At 70.3% G+C, this 20,408-nt stretch carries 16 protein-coding genes; 8 read left to right on the top strand and 8 right to left on the bottom strand.

Going from position 1 to position 20,408, the window contains the following annotated elements; all coding sequences use genetic code 11:
- Window positions 1–70: 70 nt before the first annotated feature.
- The 3 genes from ACYBSK_RS28330 (at window position 71) to ACYBSK_RS28320 (ending at window position 3,946) form a co-directional block, all read left to right on the top strand.
- On the top strand, window positions 71–955 hold the full coding sequence (locus ACYBSK_RS28330) for a FadR/GntR family transcriptional regulator (RefSeq protein ID WP_457480086.1): 885 nt from the start codon (window positions 71–73) through the stop codon (window positions 953–955).
- A 453-nt stretch (window positions 956–1,408) separates the two neighbouring features.
- Complete coding sequence (locus ACYBSK_RS28325) at window positions 1,409–2,950, top strand: RNA polymerase sigma factor (RefSeq protein ID WP_457480085.1); 1,542 nt, start codon at window positions 1,409–1,411, stop codon at window positions 2,948–2,950.
- A 162-nt stretch (window positions 2,951–3,112) separates the two neighbouring features.
- Complete coding sequence (locus ACYBSK_RS28320) at window positions 3,113–3,946, top strand: serine protease (protein WP_460243825.1); 834 nt, start codon at window positions 3,113–3,115, stop codon at window positions 3,944–3,946.
- A gap of 102 nt (window positions 3,947–4,048) precedes the next feature.
- Here the strand turns inward: ACYBSK_RS28320 and ACYBSK_RS28315 are convergent, their stop codons facing one another.
- Window positions 4,049–4,279 (bottom strand): DUF7455 domain-containing protein, encoded by a 231-nt coding sequence (locus tag ACYBSK_RS28315; protein WP_457480083.1) that lies wholly within the window; start codon window positions 4,277–4,279, stop codon window positions 4,049–4,051.
- 441 nt (window positions 4,280–4,720) lie between these two features.
- On the opposite strand from ACYBSK_RS28315, the gene ACYBSK_RS28310 reads away from it, so the two are divergent.
- The 3 genes from ACYBSK_RS28310 to ACYBSK_RS28300 all read left to right on the top strand — a co-directional run bounded on the left by ACYBSK_RS28310 (window position 4,721) and on the right by ACYBSK_RS28300 (window position 9,254).
- Window positions 4,721–6,844: a DNA gyrase/topoisomerase IV subunit B gene (locus ACYBSK_RS28310; protein WP_457480082.1), complete on the top strand. Its 2,124-nt coding sequence runs from the start codon at window positions 4,721–4,723 to the stop codon at window positions 6,842–6,844.
- Between the two features lie 263 nt (window positions 6,845–7,107).
- Complete coding sequence (locus ACYBSK_RS28305) at window positions 7,108–7,647, top strand: DUF485 domain-containing protein (RefSeq protein ID WP_457480081.1); 540 nt, start codon at window positions 7,108–7,110, stop codon at window positions 7,645–7,647.
- Entirely contained in the window at window positions 7,644–9,254 is a 1,611-nt protein-coding gene (locus tag ACYBSK_RS28300) for a solute symporter family protein (RefSeq protein WP_460243824.1), read from the top strand. Before ACYBSK_RS28305 ends, ACYBSK_RS28300 begins: the two co-directional genes overlap by 4 nt.
- Window positions 9,255–9,284: 30 nt before the next feature.
- On the opposite strand, the gene ACYBSK_RS28295 is transcribed toward ACYBSK_RS28300, so the two are convergent.
- From ACYBSK_RS28295 to ACYBSK_RS28280, 4 genes are all read right to left on the bottom strand, one after another.
- Window positions 9,285–9,962, bottom strand: coding sequence for a response regulator (locus ACYBSK_RS28295; RefSeq protein ID WP_460243823.1), 678 nt, complete (start codon window positions 9,960–9,962; stop codon window positions 9,285–9,287).
- Window positions 9,959–11,662 (bottom strand): sensor histidine kinase, encoded by a 1,704-nt coding sequence (locus tag ACYBSK_RS28290; protein ID WP_460243822.1) that lies wholly within the window; start codon window positions 11,660–11,662, stop codon window positions 9,959–9,961. The genes ACYBSK_RS28295 and ACYBSK_RS28290 overlap by 4 nt, the downstream gene beginning before the upstream one ends.
- Before the next feature lie 96 nt (window positions 11,663–11,758).
- Entirely contained in the window at window positions 11,759–12,736 is a 978-nt protein-coding gene (locus ACYBSK_RS28285; protein WP_460243821.1) for a sucrase ferredoxin, read from the bottom strand.
- A 27-nt stretch (window positions 12,737–12,763) separates the two neighbouring features.
- Window positions 12,764–14,032 (bottom strand): citrate synthase, encoded by a 1,269-nt coding sequence (locus ACYBSK_RS28280; protein WP_460243820.1) that lies wholly within the window; start codon window positions 14,030–14,032, stop codon window positions 12,764–12,766.
- 97 nt (window positions 14,033–14,129) lie between these two features.
- On the opposite strand from ACYBSK_RS28280, the gene ACYBSK_RS28275 reads away from it, so the two are divergent.
- Window positions 14,130–15,299, top strand: coding sequence for a citrate synthase/methylcitrate synthase (locus ACYBSK_RS28275; protein WP_460243819.1), 1,170 nt, complete (start codon window positions 14,130–14,132; stop codon window positions 15,297–15,299).
- A 77-nt stretch (window positions 15,300–15,376) separates the two neighbouring features.
- Here the strand turns inward: ACYBSK_RS28275 and ACYBSK_RS28270 are convergent, their stop codons facing one another.
- Both ACYBSK_RS28270 and ACYBSK_RS28265 read right to left on the bottom strand, forming a co-directional pair.
- On the bottom strand, window positions 15,377–15,613 hold the full coding sequence (locus ACYBSK_RS28270; RefSeq protein ID WP_385765837.1) for a hypothetical protein: 237 nt from the start codon (window positions 15,611–15,613) through the stop codon (window positions 15,377–15,379).
- A 142-nt stretch (window positions 15,614–15,755) separates the two neighbouring features.
- Entirely contained in the window at window positions 15,756–16,238 is a 483-nt protein-coding gene (locus ACYBSK_RS28265; protein ID WP_460243818.1) for a DUF6082 family protein, read from the bottom strand.
- A 383-nt stretch (window positions 16,239–16,621) separates the two neighbouring features.
- On the opposite strand from ACYBSK_RS28265, the gene ACYBSK_RS28260 reads away from it, so the two are divergent.
- Window positions 16,622–17,773: a CobW family GTP-binding protein gene (locus ACYBSK_RS28260; protein WP_460243817.1), complete on the top strand. Its 1,152-nt coding sequence runs from the start codon at window positions 16,622–16,624 to the stop codon at window positions 17,771–17,773.
- 32 nt (window positions 17,774–17,805) lie between these two features.
- Here ACYBSK_RS28260 and ACYBSK_RS28255 read toward each other — a convergent pair whose 3' ends face one another.
- Window positions 17,806–20,262 carry a DNA gyrase/topoisomerase IV subunit A gene (locus tag ACYBSK_RS28255; RefSeq protein ID WP_460243816.1) on the bottom strand — a complete coding sequence of 819 codons (2,457 nt, stop codon included), beginning with the start codon at window positions 20,260–20,262 and terminating at the stop codon, window positions 17,806–17,808.
- Between the last annotated feature and the right edge of the window lie 146 nt (window positions 20,263–20,408).

The following is a 20,408-nucleotide window of genomic DNA, read 5'->3' as shown; positions in this document are numbered from 1 at the left end:
AGATCACCCTTTCGTGTGCTTTTCACCAAAGACCTCAAGGGAGTTGGGGACGGCGCCGACAACAGATTCCGTGAGTACCCTTGCGCACACCATGATGACCGCCGCCCGCTCCGCCGACTCCGGCCTCGCAGGACCGGGCGAACTCGACCGCTACCCCTACGCGGAGTCGCCCTCCGAGCGCCTCGGCAGCCCCGCATGGGAGAGCGCGGACCCGGATCTCGGCCGGGTGGGCCGCCGCGCCGCGGGCAGCCGCGGCCGCGGCCTGCACGGCCAACTCGTCCAGCAGCTCGGGCAGATGATCGTCTCCGGCGACCTGGGCGCCGACCGCCCGTTGGTCCCGGAGGAGATCGGCCAGCGATTCGAGGTGTCCCGCACCGTTGTCCGCGAGTCCCTCCGCGTACTGGAGGCCAAGGGCCTGGTCAGCGCCCGGCCGAACGTCGGTACGCGTGTGCGGCCGGTCAGCGACTGGAACCTGCTGGACCCGGACATCATCGAATGGCGCGCCTTCGGACCGCAGCGCGACGACCAGCGACGCGAGCTGAGCGAGCTGCGCTGGACGATCGAGCCGCTCGCCGCGCGCCTCGCGGCGGGTCACGGCCGGGAGGAGGTCCAGCAGCGCATGGTCGACATGGTGGAGATCATGCGGCACGCGCTGGGTCAGGGTGACCCGATCACGTTCTCGCGCGCCGACGCGGAGTTCCACGCGCTGCTGATCCAGCTCGCGGGCAACAAGATGCTCGAACACCTTTCCGGCATCGTGTCCGCCGCCCTCCAGGTGTCCGGTGGCCCGGTCACCGGTTGCGACCGGCCCAACGAGGCGGCCGTCCTGCACCACGCGCGCATCGTCGACGCGCTCGCCGCGGGCGACGCCTCGGGCGCCGAGGCCGCCATGCGGCAGCTGCTCACCGTCCACCCCGAGGTGGAGCGCGTCGTGCCGGCTCCCCGCGAGCACTGACCCCGCCAGGGGTGGGGTCGACGCCGGAAGGGCGGATCGGAGGTCGTCGTGCGGCTCCTCGTACGTATGCGGATACGGCGCATGGGTAGGAGGGCGCCGTACGGCGACCCGGGCAGAGGTGGACGGTTCGTTCTCCTTGGGTGATCCGCTCTTCGGAGGTCGTTGTTCGCCCGGACGTGATCGACTGCATGCCCTGTTCTGTCCGTTTCAGTCAGTCTTTGACCGATAACGGGGTGTGACTCGGGCCACGCGGATTGGGCGTAACGCTCCCCGGAGCAGCGCGATGACCTAAGAGGTGACAGCCGAGGAGGGAATACAGCAGCCGTTCGTGGCGCTGTCCATCTCCCAGGCTCCTGCCCGCGCCGTCGGCCCATCCCCAAGTCGGCGGTCGTCGGCTCCGGTCCACACAGGACGGGGCCGGAAGCCGTTTTCCAACGTTCCGAGAGGTTGTTCGTGTCGGCCAGCACATCCCGTACGCTCCCGCCGGAGATCGCCGAATCCGTCTCTGTCATGGCGCTCATTGAGCGGGGAAAGGCTGATGGCCAGATCGCCGGCGACGACGTCCGTCGTGCGTTCGAAGCCGACCAGATTCCGGCCACTCAGTGGAAGAACGTTCTGCGCAGCCTCAACCAGATCCTCGAGGAAGAGGGTGTGACGCTGATGGTCAGTGCCGCTGAGCCCAAGCGTCCCCGAAAGAGCAGCGTCGCAGCCAAGAGTCCGGTCAAGCGCACCGCGACCAAGACCGTCGCGGCCAAGACGGTCACCGCCAAGAAGGTCGCCGCCACCACCACTCCCGAGCCGCCGGCCGTCGAGGCCGTCGACGAAGAGGCCGCGCCGGCCAAGAAGGCCGTCGCGAAGAAGGCGCCGGCCAAGAAGGCCGCCGCCAAGAAGACGGTCGCCAAGAAGACCGCCGCAAAGAAGACCGCCGCCAAGAAGGACGACGACCTTCTTGAGGACGAGGCGACCGAGGAGACCCCGGCCGCTCCGGCGAAGGCCGGCGAGGAGGAGACCCCCGAGGGGCAGGGCTTCGTACTCTCCGACGAGGACGAGGACGACGCGCCGGCCCAGCAGGTCGCCGCCGCCGGTGCCACCGCCGACCCGGTCAAGGACTACCTCAAGCAGATCGGCAAGGTCCCGCTGCTCAACGCCGAGCAGGAGGTCGAGCTCGCCAAGCGCATCGAGGCCGGTCTGTTCGCCGAGGACAAGCTGGCCAACGCGGACAAGCTCGCTCCCAAGCTCAAGCGCGAGCTGGAGATCATCGCCGAGGACGGCCGCCGCGCCAAGAATCACCTCCTGGAGGCCAACCTCCGTCTGGTGGTCTCCCTGGCCAAGCGCTACACCGGCCGCGGCATGCTCTTCCTGGACCTCATCCAGGAGGGCAACCTCGGTCTGATCCGTGCGGTCGAGAAGTTCGACTACACCAAGGGCTACAAGTTCTCGACGTACGCCACCTGGTGGATCCGTCAGGCGATCACCCGCGCCATGGCCGACCAGGCCCGCACCATCCGTATCCCGGTGCACATGGTCGAGGTCATCAACAAGCTCGCGCGCGTGCAGCGCCAGATGCTCCAGGACCTGGGCCGCGAGCCCACCCCGGAGGAGCTGGCCAAGGAACTCGACATGACCCCCGAGAAGGTCATCGAGGTCCAGAAGTACGGCCGCGAGCCCATCTCCCTGCACACCCCGCTGGGCGAGGACGGTGACAGCGAGTTCGGTGACCTCATCGAGGACTCCGAGGCCGTCGTCCCGGCCGACGCGGTCAGCTTCACGCTCCTCCAGGAGCAGCTGCACTCCGTGCTCGACACCCTGTCCGAGCGTGAGGCGGGCGTCGTCTCCATGCGCTTCGGTCTCACCGACGGTCAGCCGAAGACCCTCGACGAGATCGGCAAGGTGTACGGCGTGACGCGCGAGCGCATCCGCCAGATCGAGTCCAAGACGATGTCGAAGCTGCGCCACCCGTCGCGCTCGCAGGTCCTGCGCGACTACCTCGACTAGTCACAGGCGCTGTACGGCTCTCAGAAGGCCCGGCACGCCCCCGCTCCGTGGGTGCGGTGCCGGGCCTTCGCCGTGAGCGCTGGGTGGCGGACCTCGCGGTGCGTCGCGCCGCGCGCTGGATCACTCTGGGTGTGCCATTGCAACCCAGAGTGAGGAGCTCGTATGCGTCGCCCTTCCGTCAGAGCGCTGACCGCTCCACTGGCCGTGCTGACTGCGGCGGCGGTGCTGCCGTTGACGTCCCCGCAGCCCGCGGCCGCCGACGAGGGAATCGTCGGCGGCTACCGGGCCGACGCGTCCAAGAGCCCCTGGGCGGTGGCGCTCGGGAGCCGTGACCGGTTCGGCGGTACCCGCGCCGGGCAGTTCTGCGGAGGCGTCGTCGTCGGCCGCTCGACGGTCCTCACCGCCGCGCACTGTCTGAGCGAGAAGGTGCTCGGCGTGCCGCGCGATCAGGTCCGCGATCTCAAGGCGATCGTCGGCCGCGGCAACCTCGACTCGAACGACGGGTCCGAGGTGTCCGTGAGCAGCGACTGGATCAACCCCGCCTACGACAGCCGCACCAATGCCGGCGATGTGGCGGTCCTCACACTGTCCTCACCGCTACCCGAGGGATACGTGATCCAGATGGCCGACGAGGGCGACCCGGCCTACCGGGCCGGGACCGAGGCGACCGTCTACGGGTGGGGGGACACGACAGGGGCGGGCACCTACCCGCGTGCGCTGCGCGCCGCTCAGGTGCAGGTCCTCGCCGACGCGGAGTGCGAGCAGGCGTATCCGCCGGGCGGCGGTGACGGGACGTACGCCTCGGACTCCATGCTGTGCGCGGGGGTGCCCGGCGGCGGCAAGGACGCCTGTCAGGGGGACAGTGGCGGCCCGCTCGTCGCCAAGGGCAGGCTGGTCGGGCTCGTGTCCTGGGGGAGCGGCTGCGGGCGCCCCGGGAGCCCGGGGGTCTACACACGCGCCTCGGAGGTGCTGCGGGTCCTTCAGCAGCACGCCTGACGCGCTTCACGCATACGAGGACGGGCGGCTGTCCCTGGGGTCAGGGGCAGCCGCCCGATCACCGGCCTGATGCCGGAGCTGGCTCGTCGTGTGTGCGAGGTGTCAGCGTTCCTCGGTCTCGGCGCTTGCCGGAACGGCGGTGAGTCGCTCCGTCTCGTCCTGTATCTCAGCGGCGATCTTCTTGAGTTCCGGCTCGAACTTGCGGCCGTGGTGGGCGCAGAAGAGCAGTTCACCACCGCTGGTCAGGACGACGCGCAGATATGCCTGGGCGCCGCAACGGTCGCAGCGGTCAGCGGCCGTCAGCGGGCTCGCGGGGGTCAGAACAGTAGTCACGTCGCCTCTTCTCTAGCTCGACGAGCTGTCGTACCAGGGTCAACATCCAACCAGGCCGAAAACGTTCCCGCTCGCGGCTTTTCCTCGAAAAATTTCTTCGAGGCCGGCTGTCTGTCGCCGGGTGGCGGCGAATGTGCCGTATTGCGTCTCTAACGTCTTACGGGTTCGCGCGTTCTGTCAGGTCGGTCCTCCCCCGGCTGGGTTGCCGGTTTGTTCATGAGGACGTGCCCGGAGCCTAAATGGTTCATGCCTGGAAGGGAACGTGATGTGGGCTTCACTCCATCGAGGGATCGAACACTCATACGATCCTGGACTAGTCTGGGCTGAGGTGAGGGTGGCGTGACAAAGGCTCTACCAGGCCTCGGTACCCTCTGAACGGCGACCGACGCCGGCCCTTCCTCCAAGAGGGCCCCATCTGAAATTCAGCGAGGAGCGAACCGCGTGACCGCCGATACGTCCGTGCCGTCCACAGCGCTGCTGACCGGAGCAGACCGGGACGGTTCCAACTACACCGCGCGGCACCTGCTCGTCCTTGAGGGGCTCGAAGCCGTACGCAAGCGTCCGGGCATGTACATCGGCTCGACCGACAGCCGCGGCCTGATGCACTGCCTCTGGGAGATCATCGACAACTCCGTCGACGAGGCACTCGGAGGCTACTGCGACCACATCGAGGTGATCCTGCACGACGACGCCTCGGTGGAGGTGCGGGACAACGGCCGTGGCATCCCCGTCGACGTCGAGCCCAAGACCGGCCTTTCCGGCGTCGAGGTCGTCATGACCAAGCTCCACGCGGGCGGCAAGTTCGGCGGTGGCTCGTACGCGGCCTCCGGCGGCCTGCACGGTGTGGGCGCCTCCGTCGTGAACGCGCTGTCGGCGCGCCTCGACGTGGAGGTGGACCTCCACGGGCACACGCACGCCCTGAGCTTCCGGCGCGGCGTTCCCGGCGCCTTCGCGAAGACGGGCCCGGACGCGCCGTTCGACCCCTCGGTGGGGCTGAGCAAGGTCAAGAAGATCCCCAAGACGCGCCGCGGCACCCGCGTGCGCTACTGGGCGGACCGCCAGATCTTCCTCAAGGACGCCAAACTCTCCCTGGAGAACCTGCACCAGCGCGCGCGGCAGACCGCTTTCCTGGTGCCGGGCCTGACCATCGTCGTCCGCGACGAGCTGGGTCTCGGTGAGGGCGGCAGCAAGGGCGAGGAATCCTTCCGCTTCGACGGCGGGATCAGCGAGTTCTGCGAGTACCTGGCGCAGGACAAGGCCGTCTGCGACGTCCTCCGCTTCACCGGACAGGGCACCTTCAAGGAGACCGTCCCGGTCCTCGACGAGCACGGCCAGATGACGCCGACCGAGGTCCAGCGCGAGCTCGGTGTGGATGTCGCGCTGCGCTGGGGCACCGGCTACGACACGACGATCAAGTCGTTCGTGAACATCATCGCAACCCCCAAGGGCGGCACCCACCTGACCGGCTTCGAGCGCTCGCTCACGAAGACGATGAACGAGGTTCTGCGCAGCCAGAAGGTGCTGCGCGTCGCCGAGGACGACATCGTCAAGGACGACGCCCTGGAGGGCCTCACGGCCGTCGTGACGGTGCGCCTGGCGGAGCCGCAGTTCGAGGGCCAGACCAAGGAGGTCCTCGGTACCTCGGCGGCCAACCGGATCGTGGCGAACGTCGTGGCCAAGGAGCTCAAGGCGTTCCTGTCCTCCACGAAGCGCGACGCCAAGGCGCAGGCCCGCGCCGTCATGGAGAAGGCCGTCGCCGCGGCCCGTACGCGGATCGCCGCGCGCCAGCACAAGGACGCGCAGCGCCGCAAGACGGCCCTGGAGTCCTCGTCCCTCCCCGCCAAGCTCGCGGACTGCCGCAGCGACGACGTGGAGCGCAGCGAGCTCTTCATCGTCGAGGGCGACTCCGCGCTCGGCACCGCCAAGCTCGCGCGGAACTCCGAGTTCCAGGCGCTGCTGCCGATCCGAGGCAAGATCCTCAACGTTCAGAAGTCGTCCGTCTCGGACATGCTGAAGAACGTCGAGTGCGGCGCCATCATCCAGGTCATAGGAGCCGGGTCCGGCCGGACCTTCGACCTCGACGCGGCGCGCTACGGCAAGATCATCCTGCTCGTCGACGCCGACGTCGACGGCGCGCACATCCGTACGCTGCTGCTGACGCTCTTCCAGCGCTACATGCGGCCGATGATCGAGGCCGGCCGCGTGTTCGCCGCCGTACCTCCCTTGCACCGCATCGAGCTGGTCCAGCCCAAGAAGGGCCAGGACAAGTACGTGTACACGTATTCGGACCGCGAGCTGCGCGAGACGCTGCTCGAGTTCCAGCGCAAGGGTGTGCGGTACAAGGACTCGATCCAGCGGTACAAGGGTCTCGGTGAGATGGACGCCGACCAGCTCGCGGAGACCACCATGGACCCGCGTTACCGCACGCTGCGCCGGATCAACATCGGCGAGCTGGAGGCCGCGGAGCAGGTCTTCGACCTCCTGATGGGCAACGACGTGGCGCCGCGCAAGGAGTTCATCAGCAGCTCCGCCTCGACCCTCGACCGCTCGCGCATCGACATGTAGCGCGTGGGCGGACTCGCCGTCGAGCGAGAGGGGCGGACGCACCGCACGCCCCACGGTTCTCATCATGCGGCTCCACCCCACGGGTGGAGCCGCATGGCGTCGCGGGCCCGTGAGCCGTGGCGCGCACCGGCACGGGCTTGCGAAGCCGCCGGGGGCGTTCATCACCTAATGGGGTGAAGGGTCTGCGGTGAGAGTCCGGGATCTTCCCGATCTGTCCATCCTTGGGCACGCGGCCGAAGTGGGCCGCGGACAAGGAGAGTTCGGTGGACAAGCACGACGGGCGCGCGAGCACGCGGCCCAGGGCCGGTGCCGTGAGAGGCATCGGCGATCCCTGGAACGAGGCGCCCGACCCGGGACGGGGGGAGTGGCGCGGCCCGCGCGCGCGGGTGTCCGAGGTGCCTGCCCAGGGCGTGGCGCCCGAGCCGAGCGCGGCGGGGGTCTACCTGGCGGTGCAGCGCAGCGCGGCGTTCCAGGAAGTGCGCGGAAGCTACCGGCGGTTCGTCGTCCCGGCGGTCGTGATCTTCTTCGTCTGGTACGTCGCGTACGTCGTGACCGCCACCACGGCGCCCGGCCTGATGGCCGAACCGGTCGCGGGCTCCGTGAACGTGGCGATGGTGGCCGGGCTCGGCCAGTTCGCCAGCACGTTCCTGCTGACCTGGCTGTACGTGCGCCACGCGCGGCTGCGCCGGGACCGTGCGGCGCTCGAACTGCGGTGGGACACGCAGGAGATGACGCGCGGCGTCGAGGAGCACGCGCGCGTGAGCGGAAACGGTGCTGCACGCGGCGAGGGCGGTCCGCGGTGACCGGGACGCATCAGACCCTGGCGCTGGTCCTGTTCAGCGCGTTCGTGGCGGTCACGCTCGCCATCACCACGTGGGCCGGCCGCAAGCGGCACGGCACGACGGAGGAGTTCTACGCGGGCGGCCGGCTGTTCTCACCGATGGAGAACGGATTCGCCATCGCGGGCGACTACATGTCGGCCGCGTCCTTCCTCGGCATCTCCGGCCTCATCGCGCTGTACGGCTACGACGGGCTGCTCTACTCCGTCGGCTTCCTCGTGGCGTGGCTCGTGGTGCTCTTCCTGGTCGCCGAACTCGTGCGCAACTGCGGCCGGTTCACCCTCGCCGACGTCGTCGCGGCCCGGATGCGGGAGCGGCCGGTGCGCATCGCGGCGGGCACCTCCTCGGTGACCGTGTCCGTGCTGTACCTGGTGGCCCAGATGGTGGGTGCGGGCAGCCTCGTCGCGCTGCTGCTGGGAGAGGCGAGCGGCGCCGCGCAGGCGTGGACCGTCGTCGCTGTGGGCGCGCTCATGGTCATCTACGTGTCGCTGGGAGGGATGCGGGCCACCACGTGGATCCAGATCGTGAAGGCCGTCCTGCTCATGGGCGGGGCGATCATGCTGACCGTGCTCGTCCTGGCGCGCTTCCACGGCGACTTCGACCAGCTGCTGCGCTCCGCCGCCGCCCGCAGCGGACACGGCTCGGACTTCCTCGTGCCGGGCCTGAAGTACGGCGGCAGCTGGACCGCGCGCTTCGACTTCATCAGCCTCGGGCTCGCCCTGGTGCTCGGCACGGCGGGCCTGCCGCACATCCTGTCGCGCTTCTACACCGTGCCCACCGCGCGGGCCGCGCGCCACTCGGTCGTCTGGTCCATCGGGCTCATCGGCAGCTTCTACCTGATGACCATCGTGCTCGGGTTCGGCGCCGCCGCCCTCGTGGGCTCAGATGCCGTGCGGAGCTCGAACGCCGCGGGCAACACGGCGGTTCCGCTGCTCGCCCTCGACCTCGGCGGCGGGGTGGACTCGACCGGCGGCACGGTGCTGTTCGCGATCGTCGCCGCGGTCGCCTTCGCCACCATCCTCGCCGTCGTCGCCGGGATCACCCTGGCGTCCTCGGCGTCCGTGGCGCACGACCTCTACGCCACGCTGCGCCGAGGCGGCCCCGAGGGGAAGCGCGGCGGCAGGCAGTGGAGCGAGGTCGCGGTGGCGCGCGTCGCCGCGGCGGGGGTCGGCGCGCTCGCGATCGGGCTCGGCCTGCTCGCGCGGGACCTGAACGTGGCGTTCCTGGTCGGACTCGCGTTCGCCGTCGCCGCGTCGGCCAATCTGCCGGTACTGCTCTACTCGCTGTTCTGGCGAGGGTTCACCACGCGGGGTGCCGTGTGGTCCGTGTACGGCGGTCTGGTGCCCGCGCTGGTGCTCGTCGTGCTGTCACCGGTGGTCTCCGGGAGCCCCGCCTCGCTGTTCCCCGGAGTGGACTTCCAGTACTTCCCGTTGGAGAACCCCGGGCTCGTCTCGATCCCGCTCGGCTTCCTCGCGGGCTGGCTGGGCACTGTGACGTCCCCGGAGGCGCCGGACGAGGCCAAGCACGCCGAGACCGAGGTACGCGCTCTCACGGGCGCTGGAGCGGTCTGACGCGGGTCTCCCGCGGGAGGGCGGCCGACCTCAGCGGCCGGTGGCCCACGCGTAGCGGTGCTCGGGCCGTCCCGTGTCGCCGTACTTGAGGCTCAGCCGCACCCGCCCGGTCCGCTCCAGGAGCTTGAGATAGCGCTGGGCGGTCTGCCGGCTGAGCCCGGTGATGTCGGCCAACTCCTGCGCGGAGAGCGGGCCCTCGGCGGTCATCATCGCCCTGCGGACCAGCTCTGCGGTGGTGGGGGAGTGACCCTTCGGCAGCTCGGGAGCGGGCCCCGCGGAGAGCGCCCCGAAGATCCGGTCGACCTCCGCCTGCTCCGCCTCGCCCCCGCCGTCGAGGGTCCGCCGCAGCGTCGCGTACGCCTCCAGCTTCCCCCGCAGGCCCGCGAACGAGAACGGCTTGACCAGGTACTGCAGCGCCCCGTTGCGCATGGCCGCCTGTACGGTCCCCACGTCGCGCGCCGCGGTCACCATGATCACGTCGATCTGGTGGCCGCGTTCGCGCACCGTCCGGGCGAGCGCGAGGCCCGTACGGTCCGGCAGGTAGTGGTCGAGCAGCACGAGATCGACATGCAGCTCCTCGATGCGGTCCAGTGCCTCCGCCGCGCTGTGCGCGGTCGCCGCGACCCGGAAGCCGGGGACCTTCGCCACATAGGCGGCGTTCACGTCGGCCACGCGGGTGTCGTCGTCCACGACCAGTACGTCGATCATCGGGCCTCCTCGGTCGCGTCCGGCACGTCGTCGGTCGGGGCATCGGTCCGGGCCCGGGGCGCTGCTTCGGGCAGCACGTCGGGCAGGTCGTCGGTCAGAGCCTCCGGCAGGACGACGACGAACTCGGCGCCGCCGAGCGGAGACCGGGTCACCTCGGCCGTGCCACCCTGTCGCTCGGCGAACCTGCGCACCAGGGCGAGCCCGATACCGCGCTTGCCGTGTGCCGGCGGTTCCTTGGTGGACCAGCCTTCCACGAAGACGCTCTCGCGCTGGTCGTCAGGGACACCCGGCCCCGAATCGCGTACCCGGAGGACCGCGCTTCGGCCCTCCGCCCGCAGCACCACCTCCACGCGCGCGTGCCGGTCCGAACCGGCGGTCGCGTCCAGGGCGTTGTCCACCAGGTTGGCGACGATCGTGACGAGGCCGCGCGGATCGACGAGGCGGTCGGGCAGCCAGGTGTCCGCGGAGATGCCGAACGCGACCCCGCGCTCCGCGGCGACCGTCGCCTTGCCCACCAAAAGGGCGGAGAGCAGCGGGTCCTCGATCCGCTCGGTGATCTGTTCCGCGGTCACGCGGCGCGCCCCCGCCACCTCGCCGACGAAGTCCACGGCCTCCTCGTACATCTCCAGCTCCAGAAGCCCCAGCAACGTGTGCATGCGGTTGGCGTGTTCGTGGTCCTGCGCGCGCAGGGCGTCGATCAGGCCGCGCGTGGAGTCGAGTTCGCGGCCCAGCTGTTCCAGCTCCGTACGGTCGCGCAGGGTGGCGACCGCGCCCCCGTCGTCGGTGGGCATCCGGTTCGCGACCAGGACACGCTGACCGCGGACCGTCAGCAGGTCCGTCCCGGCGACATGCCCCGCGAGGACATCCGTCGTGCGCCCCGCCCCGAGAGCCTCGTCGAGCGGCCGGCCGACGACCTTCGCGTCCACGCCGAGCAGTCGCTGCGCCTCGTCGTTGACCAGGCGGATCCGGCCGTCGCGGTCCAGGGCCACGACGCCCTCGCGAATGCCGTGCAACATGGCCTCGCGCTCGGCCAGAAGCGCGGAGATGTCGGAGAAGGCCAGGTCCCGCGTCTGCCGCTGGACCCGGCGCGAGATCAGATACGCGGCCAGCGCCCCGACGGCCAGGGCGCCGCCCGCGTAGGCGAACAGGCCGGGGATGGCGTGGATGAGGCGCGCGCGGACGCTGTCGTACTCGATGCCGACCGAGACGGCGCCCACGATGGCCCCGTCCGCGGCCCTCAGCGGCACTTTGCCGCGTGCGGAGCGGCCGAGTGTGCCCTCGTCGATCTCCATGACCGCGCGGCCCGCCAGCGCCGTGCTGGGGTCCGTCGAGACGACGTGGCCGATCCGGTCGCGATCTGTGTGCGACCAGCGGACACCCTCCCTGTTCATGATCACGACGTACTCCGCGCCGCTGGCCCGGCGGATCCGCTCCGCCGCGTCCTGCACGGGACCGTCCTCGGACGGCCTTGACGAGCGCAGCTCCTCGGCGATCCGGGGCTCCGCCGCCGTGGTCTGCGCGATGGCCAGAGCACGGCGCATCGCCTGGTCGTCGAGCTGGTCGCTCAGCGGTGCCAGGAAGAGCCCCGTGGCCAGCACCGCGACCCCCGCGGCGATCGCCACCTGCATCAGCAGCACCTGGGCGAACACCCGCTTGGGCAGGCCGAAGCGCCGTCGGCGGGCAGGGGGAGTCGAGCTCATGGCTCAGAACCGTACGGGCCCGTCGGCGCTGGTCGTAGGCCTTGTGGCAGGGATCTCCCTGGCTGTACGGCTGCGCCGCGCTCGCTCGCGCCGTGCTCAGCCGCGGGCGGCGGGGACCTCACGCACAGCGACGACGTCCATGCGGGCCGGCGAACCGAGAGCGGCGTCGCAGCTCTCCGGACGGGGTGGGAGGGAGGCGCCCTGGGCGACCGTGACCGTCCAGAGCCGGCCGTCCGCGTGGGCGATCGTCACGTTCCAGTGAGGGGGCGCGGGAGGAGGCAGGACGCCGGAGGTGTCCGTGGATGCGTGGGCCTCCGTGGGCGCCTCCACTGACGTCGTGTCCACGACGCTCAGGACACCGGCGTCGTACGTCCCGGTCGACCGGCGCACCGCGAGCTCGGCGGCCTGTCCGGGCCGGTCCCAGGCGGAACCGCCGCGGCACCCGTGGGGCACGATCCGGTCGGAGCGCACCGCCTCCAGGATCTCCTTCACCTCGGCGGCCGAGCACCTTCCGTAGGCGTAGCCGTAGGGCAGTACGAGGAGAGTCGGCGAGAAGCGGTGGCCACCGAGATGAGTGACTTCCCAGACGCCCTTCTCCCCTGAGGACGCCAGTTCGGAGGCGAGGGGCCGCCCCAGGAGCGCGCAGCACCGGTCGCGCTTCCCGTTCGTGCAGACGAACGCCAGCGGCGAACCCGTGTGGGGCTTGCCGAAATCGCCGTGCAGGCCCGCTCCCAAGGAGGCGAAGTCGAGCCGCAGCAGGTCTTCAGGTGACTCGACTGTGGTGCCGCGCAGCCATGTGTTTCCCGGAACGGTGTGGGCTGCGTACGCCTGGCGGCGTCGCGCGGCATCGCCGTCCGCGTGCCGTCCCGGTCGGCGGATGAGTGCGACGCGTACGCCGGTGCCCTCGGCCGCCGCCTCCAGGGCGCGGCCCACCGCCGGGTCGAGATGGCTGGAGACCAGGGCCTTCGCGCCCCACGGGCCGGGCTGCTCGATCAGTAGCCAGGTGCGGGCGGTGGCCGCGGTCCCGGCGAGAGGCTCCTGAAGATCCCGCGAGGCGGTCGTGCACGTACTCACGCCGGTGACCTTAACCCGCGCGGCCGGTCACTTCTCCGTAGGCGCCGACGGCAGCGGCTGCGGCGGACGCAGCCCCACGTAGTGCCCCGAGGGCCGCATCCGGAGCGGGCGTTCGCCGTACTCCTCCAAGGCGTGCGCGATCCAGCCCGCCGTACGTGCGACGGCGAACACCGTCTCGCCCGCCTCCGCGGCCATCCCGAACGAGGAGGTGAACGCGGCGAGCGCCAGGTCCACGTTGGCGCGCAGGTCGGTGTGGCGGGCGGTGGTCGTCACGACGTCGCGGGCCGCCTCGAGCGCCGGTTCCGCCTCGGGCAGCTCCTCCAGGGCCGCGAACAGTGCCTGCGCGCGCGGGTCCTCGCCCTGGTAGAGGCGATGGCCGAGGCCGGGGACGCGGCGGCCCGAGCGCAGTTCGTCCGCGACCACGGCGCCCGCGCTGCCCCGGTCGAGGACCTCCAGCAGCATCCGGTGGGCCAGGCCGCTCGCCGCCCCGTGCAGCGGCCCCTCCAGGACGCCCAGGCCCGCGGAGACGGCGGCGTAGGCGTGCGCCCGCGCGGAGGCGGCCACGCGCACCGCGAGGGTGGACGCGGCCAGGTCGTGGTCGACGAGCAGGGCGAGGGCCAGGTCCAGGACGCGCAGCGCCGCCTCGGTGGGCTCCCTGTAGGTCAGCCGCCCCCACAGGCGCTGTGCGATCGGTGCGCCGTCCGCGTAGGTCGTGCGTACGAGGGGTGGCGCCGCCGCGAGGGTGGGGATGAGGGAGCGGGCGGTGCCCAGGACGGAGTCCTCGGACAGGTCGTAGCGCAACGGGTCCGCCGTCGCCGCGGCGACGGCGGCCACCCGCAACCGGTCGATGGGGCTGCTGAGTTCGGGCAGGGCGGCGACCGCCTTGCGGGCGGCGCCGAGCGACTCCTCGGGGGCGGTGAACCGGATACCGGGGCGCAGTTGGCCCGTCCACAGCCACTCCGCGACCTCCTCGTAGGAGTGACGGGTCGCGAGCTGTACCGCGTCGACTCCCCGGAAGAAGTACCGGTCGTCGTCGATGAGGGTGATCCGGGTGCGCACCGACAGCTCGTTGGCGCCCGAGGACGGGGCGTGCTCCCGCCTGTTGCGGCGGGCCAGGGCCTCGACTTCGGCGGCGTCGAAGGTGCTGCCGCGCCGGCTCTCCGAGCGTCTGCTGCTGAGCTGCCCGCGGCTCACGTAGGCGTACACCGTCTCGGGCTTCACACCGAGGAGTTCGGCGGTCTCCTTGGTGGTCAGTCGGCGGGCCTGCTGCGTCGGCGCAGGTTCTTGATCGCTCATGCGCGTCACCGTATCCGGATCGATCGGCGTTGATTCAATCAATATTGACAGCTATTGAGTCAAGCATGGACAGTCGAATCAAGTACAGGGAGGAAACATGCCGATCAACGGGACCGCTTCCACCGTCGTCGCCGATGTGCCGCGAGGGCTCGCCGGCGTCGTCGTCACCGACACCGAACTCGGGGACGTCAGGGGACGCGAGGGCTTCTACCACTACCGCCAGTACTCCGCCGTCGAACTCGCGAGGACCCGCGGCTTCGAGGACGTGTGGCACCTGATGATCCACGGTGAACTGCCCGACGCGGAGCGGTCGGCGGCCTTCGCGCGGGAGACCGCCGGGCTGCGCGGGCTGCCGGAGGACGTGCGGGCCGCGCTGCCCGCGATCGCCCGTGCCAGTGCGGTCTCCGGACCGCTCGCCGGGCTGCGGACGGCGCTCTCGCTCTTCGGGGCCTCCCGCGGTTTCCGGCCCGTGTACGACATCGGCCGGGAACGGCGCCGGGCGGACGCCGTCGCGGCGACGGCGGTGGTGCCCACGATGCTCACGGCGCTGCATCGGCTGGGGGAGGGGCTCGAACCGGTGGAGCCGCGCGAGGACCTCTCGTACGCGGCCAACTATCTGTACATGTTGACGGGTGCGGAGCCCGACCCCGCCCATGCACGGGCCATCGAGCAATACCTGATCTCAACCATTGATCACGGCTTCAACGCGTCAACGTTCACGGGGCGTGTCATCGCGTCGACCGGAGCGGATGTCGCCGCCTCCCTGGTCGGAGCCGTGGGCGCGCTGTCCGGGCCGCTGCACGGAGGAGCGCCCAGCAGGGCCCTCGACACCCTGGACGCGATCGGTACGCCGGACCGCATCGACTCCTGGATCCGTGAGCGGGTGCTCGCGGGGGACCGGATCATGGGCTTCGGCCACCCCGTCTACCGTACGGAGGACCCGCGCTCGCGCATGCTGCGCGGCATCGCTCAGGAATTCGGCGGCCCGCTGGTGGACTTCGCGGTCGAGGTCGAACGCCACGTGGAGGCGATCCTCGCGGAACTCAAGCCCGGCCGCGAACTCCACACCAACGTCGAGTTCTACGCGGGCGTGGTCATGGAACTGTGCGGCCTGCCGCGCACCATGTTCACGCCGACGTTCGCGGCGGCCCGTGCCGTCGGCTGGAGCGCCAACATCCTCGAACAGGCCGAGGACTCGAAGATCATCCGCCCGGCGGCGCGTTATGTGGGGGTGGAGCCGCCGGTGGCGGTGCCGGGGGTCGTGTGACCGGCGCGTCCGCGCATGGCTGAGGCCCGGCATGCGGCGCTGCCGGGCCCGCTGGCGGCGCGGGCCGCCACAGGCGATCAGCTGTCGGGAATGTCCGCCTTGGCGCGAACCAAGGTCTCCCGGTTCACAATGACGATGCGCTCGTAGTCGGCGACCCCGGCGTCCGAGGGGAGTTCGTGTCTGAGGTCCGCGGTGGCCTCCGTCCCGATCACTGCGAAGTTCCCATCGCTGAGTTCGAAGACATCGGGGCAGGTGGCGCCGGAGCTGCTTCCGCGTGCGCTCGGGGGCACCCCGATGCGGCGTACGATCTTCAAGGAACCGGTTCCTTCTCGGGCAAGTGATGTGACGCCGTCACAGTAGTGGGCTGAATGAGGCGTTGAGGTGCTTATTCCCTTGCTCGCGGCGGGAGTTGGCTGACAACTTCACCCGTGCGGGGGGACCGGACCGCCGCCTGCCTCAGTCCGACGGCGGCTCCCCCACCACCCACCACTCGTCGGTGTCCGAGGCCGCCTCGATCTCGTGGAACAGTGCCTCGGCCATGCGGCCGATCTCGGCCTCGCTGGACGACGGGTCCAGGGACGCCCGGTGCGGGCGTGTGGCCTCCCAGTACTCGCGCATGTACGGGCTCTGGAACAGCTCGCGCAGGATGCCGAAGAGTTCGCGCTGGTCGTGCAGGCCGGATTCGTAGTTGTGGAACGCGTTGACGTACCAGAGGTTGGCGTACATGTACTGGCGCCGTTTCTTCGGCGTGAGCTCCAGGCCGTAGTTGTCGATCACGACGGCCAGGTCGGGGTCGTCGATCGCCTTGCTCAACAACTCCCAGTGCATGCGCTGCTGGTGCGCCCGCGCGAGACGTCGCCGCTCCTCCGAGGCCCACTTCGTCCCCGGTCCGAAGCGATGCCACAGATGCGTCGCGGTGCCACCCGCCAGCCCGCCCACGGCAGCGGCGACTACCGTCCGGCAGAACCCTTTACTCTGTGTGGCCATGTCAACCCCCGATTCAGGCGACCGTGCGCCGGTCGTCGGGTGATGCGGGGCGACGGAGACGGGGACCGGCGGCGGTGGGCGGCGCGCTTGCCGTCTCCCGGGGTGCCGAGCGGCTCTGATCGGCGGGGAGGCGGAGAGGAGGCGCGCGGGTGGATGCTCAGTTCGCGAAAACCGGCGCCATGTCCAACCTGTGCCCAGCGGGCGGCGTTAGCAATCGTTCACTTCGCGGTGTTTCCACCCGCTCGTATCCTGGGGCGGCATTCATTCTTCGTACGAGAGCCGGTTCCCGAGCCGGCGCACGCTGCGGCGTGCGATTCGGTGTGAGAGAGGTCGCGTTGAGCAGGACCAGCCCGCAGCAGATCCCCGTCGTCGTCCTCGCGGGCTTCCTCGGGTCGGGGAAGACCACGTTGCTCAATCATCTGCTGCACCGCAGCGGCGGCACGCGGATCGGGGCGATCGTCAACGACTTCGGGTCGATCGAGATCGACGCCATGGCGGTCGCCGGGCAGCTGGGGGACTCGACCGTCTCGCTCGGCAACGGGTGCCTGTGCTGCGCCGTCGACGCCAGTGAACTTGATGTGTATCTGGACAAGTTGACTCGGCCCGTCAATGACGTGCACGCCATTGACGTCATCGTGATCGAGGCCAGCGGTATCGCCGAGCCTCAAGAGCTGGTGCGCATGGTGCTCGCCAGTGAGAACCCGCGGATCGTGTACGGCGGGTTGATCGAGGTGGTGGATGCCGCCGAGTTCGAGGCGACCCGGCAGCGGCATCCTGAGGTGGAGCGCCACCTCGGGATCGCGGACCTCGTCGTGGTGAACAAGGGCGACCGGGTGGGGGAGAGCGAGCGCGAGCGCGTTCTGGGCGCCGTGCGGGCCGCGGCCGGACGGGCCGCCGTCGTGTCCGCTTCGTACGGGCGCATCGACCCGGAACTGCTCTTCGACTGCCGCCCCACGGAGGAACGCATCGGGCAGCTGTCCTTCGACGACCTGCACCAGCGCGAGGACGAGCACGCCGATCAGGCCGGTCAGGACGATCACGCCGGTCAGGACGATCACGCCGGGCACGACGGCCGCGCGGCGCACTCCGGCCATCTGCACTCCGCCTACGACAGCGTCTCGTTCACCTCGGAAACGCCCATGGACCCGCGCCGGCTGATCGCCTTCCTCGACAGCAGGCCCGACGGGCTGTACCGCATCAAGGGCTACGTCGACTTCGGCGCGGGCGACCCCGGCAACCGGTACGTGGTGCACGCCGTGGGCCGCTTTCTGCGCTTCTACCCGGAGCCGTGGACGAGCGACCAGGCGCGCCTCACCCAGCTCGTCCTGATCGGCTCGGGCATCGACACCGCCGCGGTCGGCCGACAGCTCGACGCCGCCAAGAGCGACGCCCCGCACACCGTCGACGAGCACGGCATGTGGGGCGTTCTGCGCTACGTACAGGACAAGGGGGAGGCGGAAGAGGTCGCGGACTACGTCGACCTCTAGGCGTCCGGCCCCCCGGCCCGCGCTCCCCGTGCCTAGACCGGGCCCGCCGTCACCGCCACCGTCTTCGGCAGCGACACACCCGAACCGTCGCGGCGCGGGTCCATCTCGGGCAGCTCGGCCGGCACACCGTTCTTCTGCGCCGCACGCGCCGGCGCCGGACCCGCCCAGGCCAGGCTCAGGCAGTCCTCGCCCTTCAGGAAGCGCTGGCAGCGAACGCCGCCCGTGGCGCGCCCCTTCCTCGGGTACTGGTCGAACGGCGTGAGCTTCGCCGTCGTCTGCACCGAGTCGTCCAGCGTGCCGCGCGAGCCGGCCACCGTGAAGACCACGGCGTCGACCGCCGGGTCGACCGCGGTGAACGAGATGACCTTCGCGCCCGTCGCCAGCTTCACCCCCGCCATGCCGCCCGCCGCCCGGCCCTGCGGGCGCACGATGGAGGCCTGGAAGCGCAGCAGTTGGGCGTCGTCCGTGATGAAGACCAGGTCTTCCTCACCGGTGCGCAGCTCCGCGGCGCCCACGATGCGGTCGCCGTCCTTGAGGGTGATGACCTCCAACTCCTCCTTGTGGGACGGATAGTCCGGCACCACGCGCTTCACGATGCCCTGTTCGGTGCCGATCGCCAGGCCGGGCGAGGACTCGTCGAGGGTCATGAGGCAGACGACCGTCTCGTCCGCGCCCAGGGAGGACAGGAACTCGGAGATCGGGGCGCCCCCGGAGAGGTTCGGCGTCGCCGCCGTCTCCGGGAGCTGCGGCAGGTCGATCACGCTCAGCCGCAGCAGACGGCCCTCGGACGTGACGACGCCGACCTCGCCGCGCGCCGTCGCGGGCACCGCGGAGACGATCACGTCGTGCTTGACGCGCTTCGTGCCTTCACCTTCGGTGAAGGGCTCACCGTTCGCCGTACGGGCGAGGAGCCCGGTCGAGGAGAGCAGCACGCGGCACGGGTCGTCGGCGACCTGGAGCGGGACGGCCGACACCGGGGCGCCCGCCGACTCCAGGAGCACCGTGCGCCGGTCGGTGCCGAACTTCTTCGCCACGGCGGCCAGTTCGGTGGAGACCAGCTTGCGGAGCTCCGCGTCCGAGTCCAGGATGCCGGTCAGCTCGTCGATCTCGCCGTTGAGACGGTCGCGCTCCGCGTCCAGCTCGATGCGGTCGAACTTGGTGAGGCGGCGCAGCGGCGTGTCCAGGATGTACTGCGTCTGGATCTCGCTCAGCGAGAAGCGCTCGATGAGCCGCTCCTTGGCCTGCGCGCTGTTCTCGCTGGAGCGGATGATGCGGATGACCTCGTCGATGTCCACCAGGGCGACGAGGAGGCCCTCCACCAGGTGCAGCCGGTCCTGCTTCTTGCTGCGGCGGAACTCGCTGCGACGGCGCACCACGTCGAAGCGGTGGTCCAGGTAGACCTCGAGGAGTTCCTTGAGGCCCAGGGTGAGCGGCTGGCCGTCCACCAGGGCCACGTTGTTGATCCCGAAGGACTCCTCCATGGCCGTCAGCTTGTAGAGCTGCTCCAGGACGGCCTCCGGCACGAAGCCGTTCTTGATCTCGATGACCAGGCGCAGGCCGTGCTCGCGGTCCGTGAGGTCCTTGACGTCGGCGATGCCCTGGAGCTTCTTGGAACCGACCAGTTCCTTGATCTTCGAGATGACCTTCTCGGGACCGACCGCGAAGGGCAGCTCGCTGACGACGAGCCCCTTGCGGCGCGCCGTCACGTTCTCCACGGAGACCGTCGCGCGGATCTTGAAAGTGCCGCGGCCCGTCTCGTAGGCGTCCCGGATGCCGGACAGGCCGACGATCCTGCCGCCGGTGGGCAGATCGGGGCCGGGCACGTACTTCATGAGCGTGTCGAGGTCGGCGCCCGGGTGCTTGATCAAGTGCCGGGCGGCGGCGATCACTTCGCCCAGGTTGTGCGGCGCCATGTTGGTCGCCATGCCGACCGCGATGCCGGACGCGCCGTTCACCAGCAGGTTCGGATACGCGGCCGGGAGGACCAGCGGCTCCTGCTCCTGGCCGTCGTAGTTGGGCGCGAAGTCGACCGTGTTCTCCTCGATCGACTCGGTCATCAGGCTCGCGGCCGGGTCCATGCGGCACTCGGTGTAACGCATGGCGGCCGGGCGGTCGTCATTGCCGAGCGAACCGAAGTTCCCGTGGCCGTCGACCAGGGGGACGCGCATCGAGAAGGGCTGGGCGAGGCGCACCAGGGCGTCGTAGATCGACGCGTCGCCATGGGGGTGCAACTTACCCATGACCTCGCCGACGACGCGGGCGCACTTCACGTAGCCGCGCTCCGGGCGCAGGCCCATCTCGTTCATCTGATAGACGATCCGACGGTGCACGGGCTTCATCCCGTCGCGTGCGTCGGGCAGGGCGCGCGAGTAGATGACCGAGTACGCGTACTCCAGGTAGGAGCCCTGCATTTCGTCGACCACGTCGATGTCGAGGATCTTCTCCTCGAAGTCGTCGGGCGGCGGGGTCTTCGTGCTGCGGCGGGCCATCGCTGCTGCGGCTCCTTCACCTACAAGAACGGGTACAAGAACGGGTACGAGAACGGGGACATGAACGGGAACTGTCGCGGTCCATTGTGGACCGCCGCACTGACAACGCCGCTCGCGCCCCGTCAGTACCGGGTGTCGCACGGCCC

The sequence above is a fragment of the Streptomyces sp. BYX5S genome, from assembly GCF_054724165.1.
This window is presented reverse-complemented; position numbering and strand designations above follow the sequence as displayed.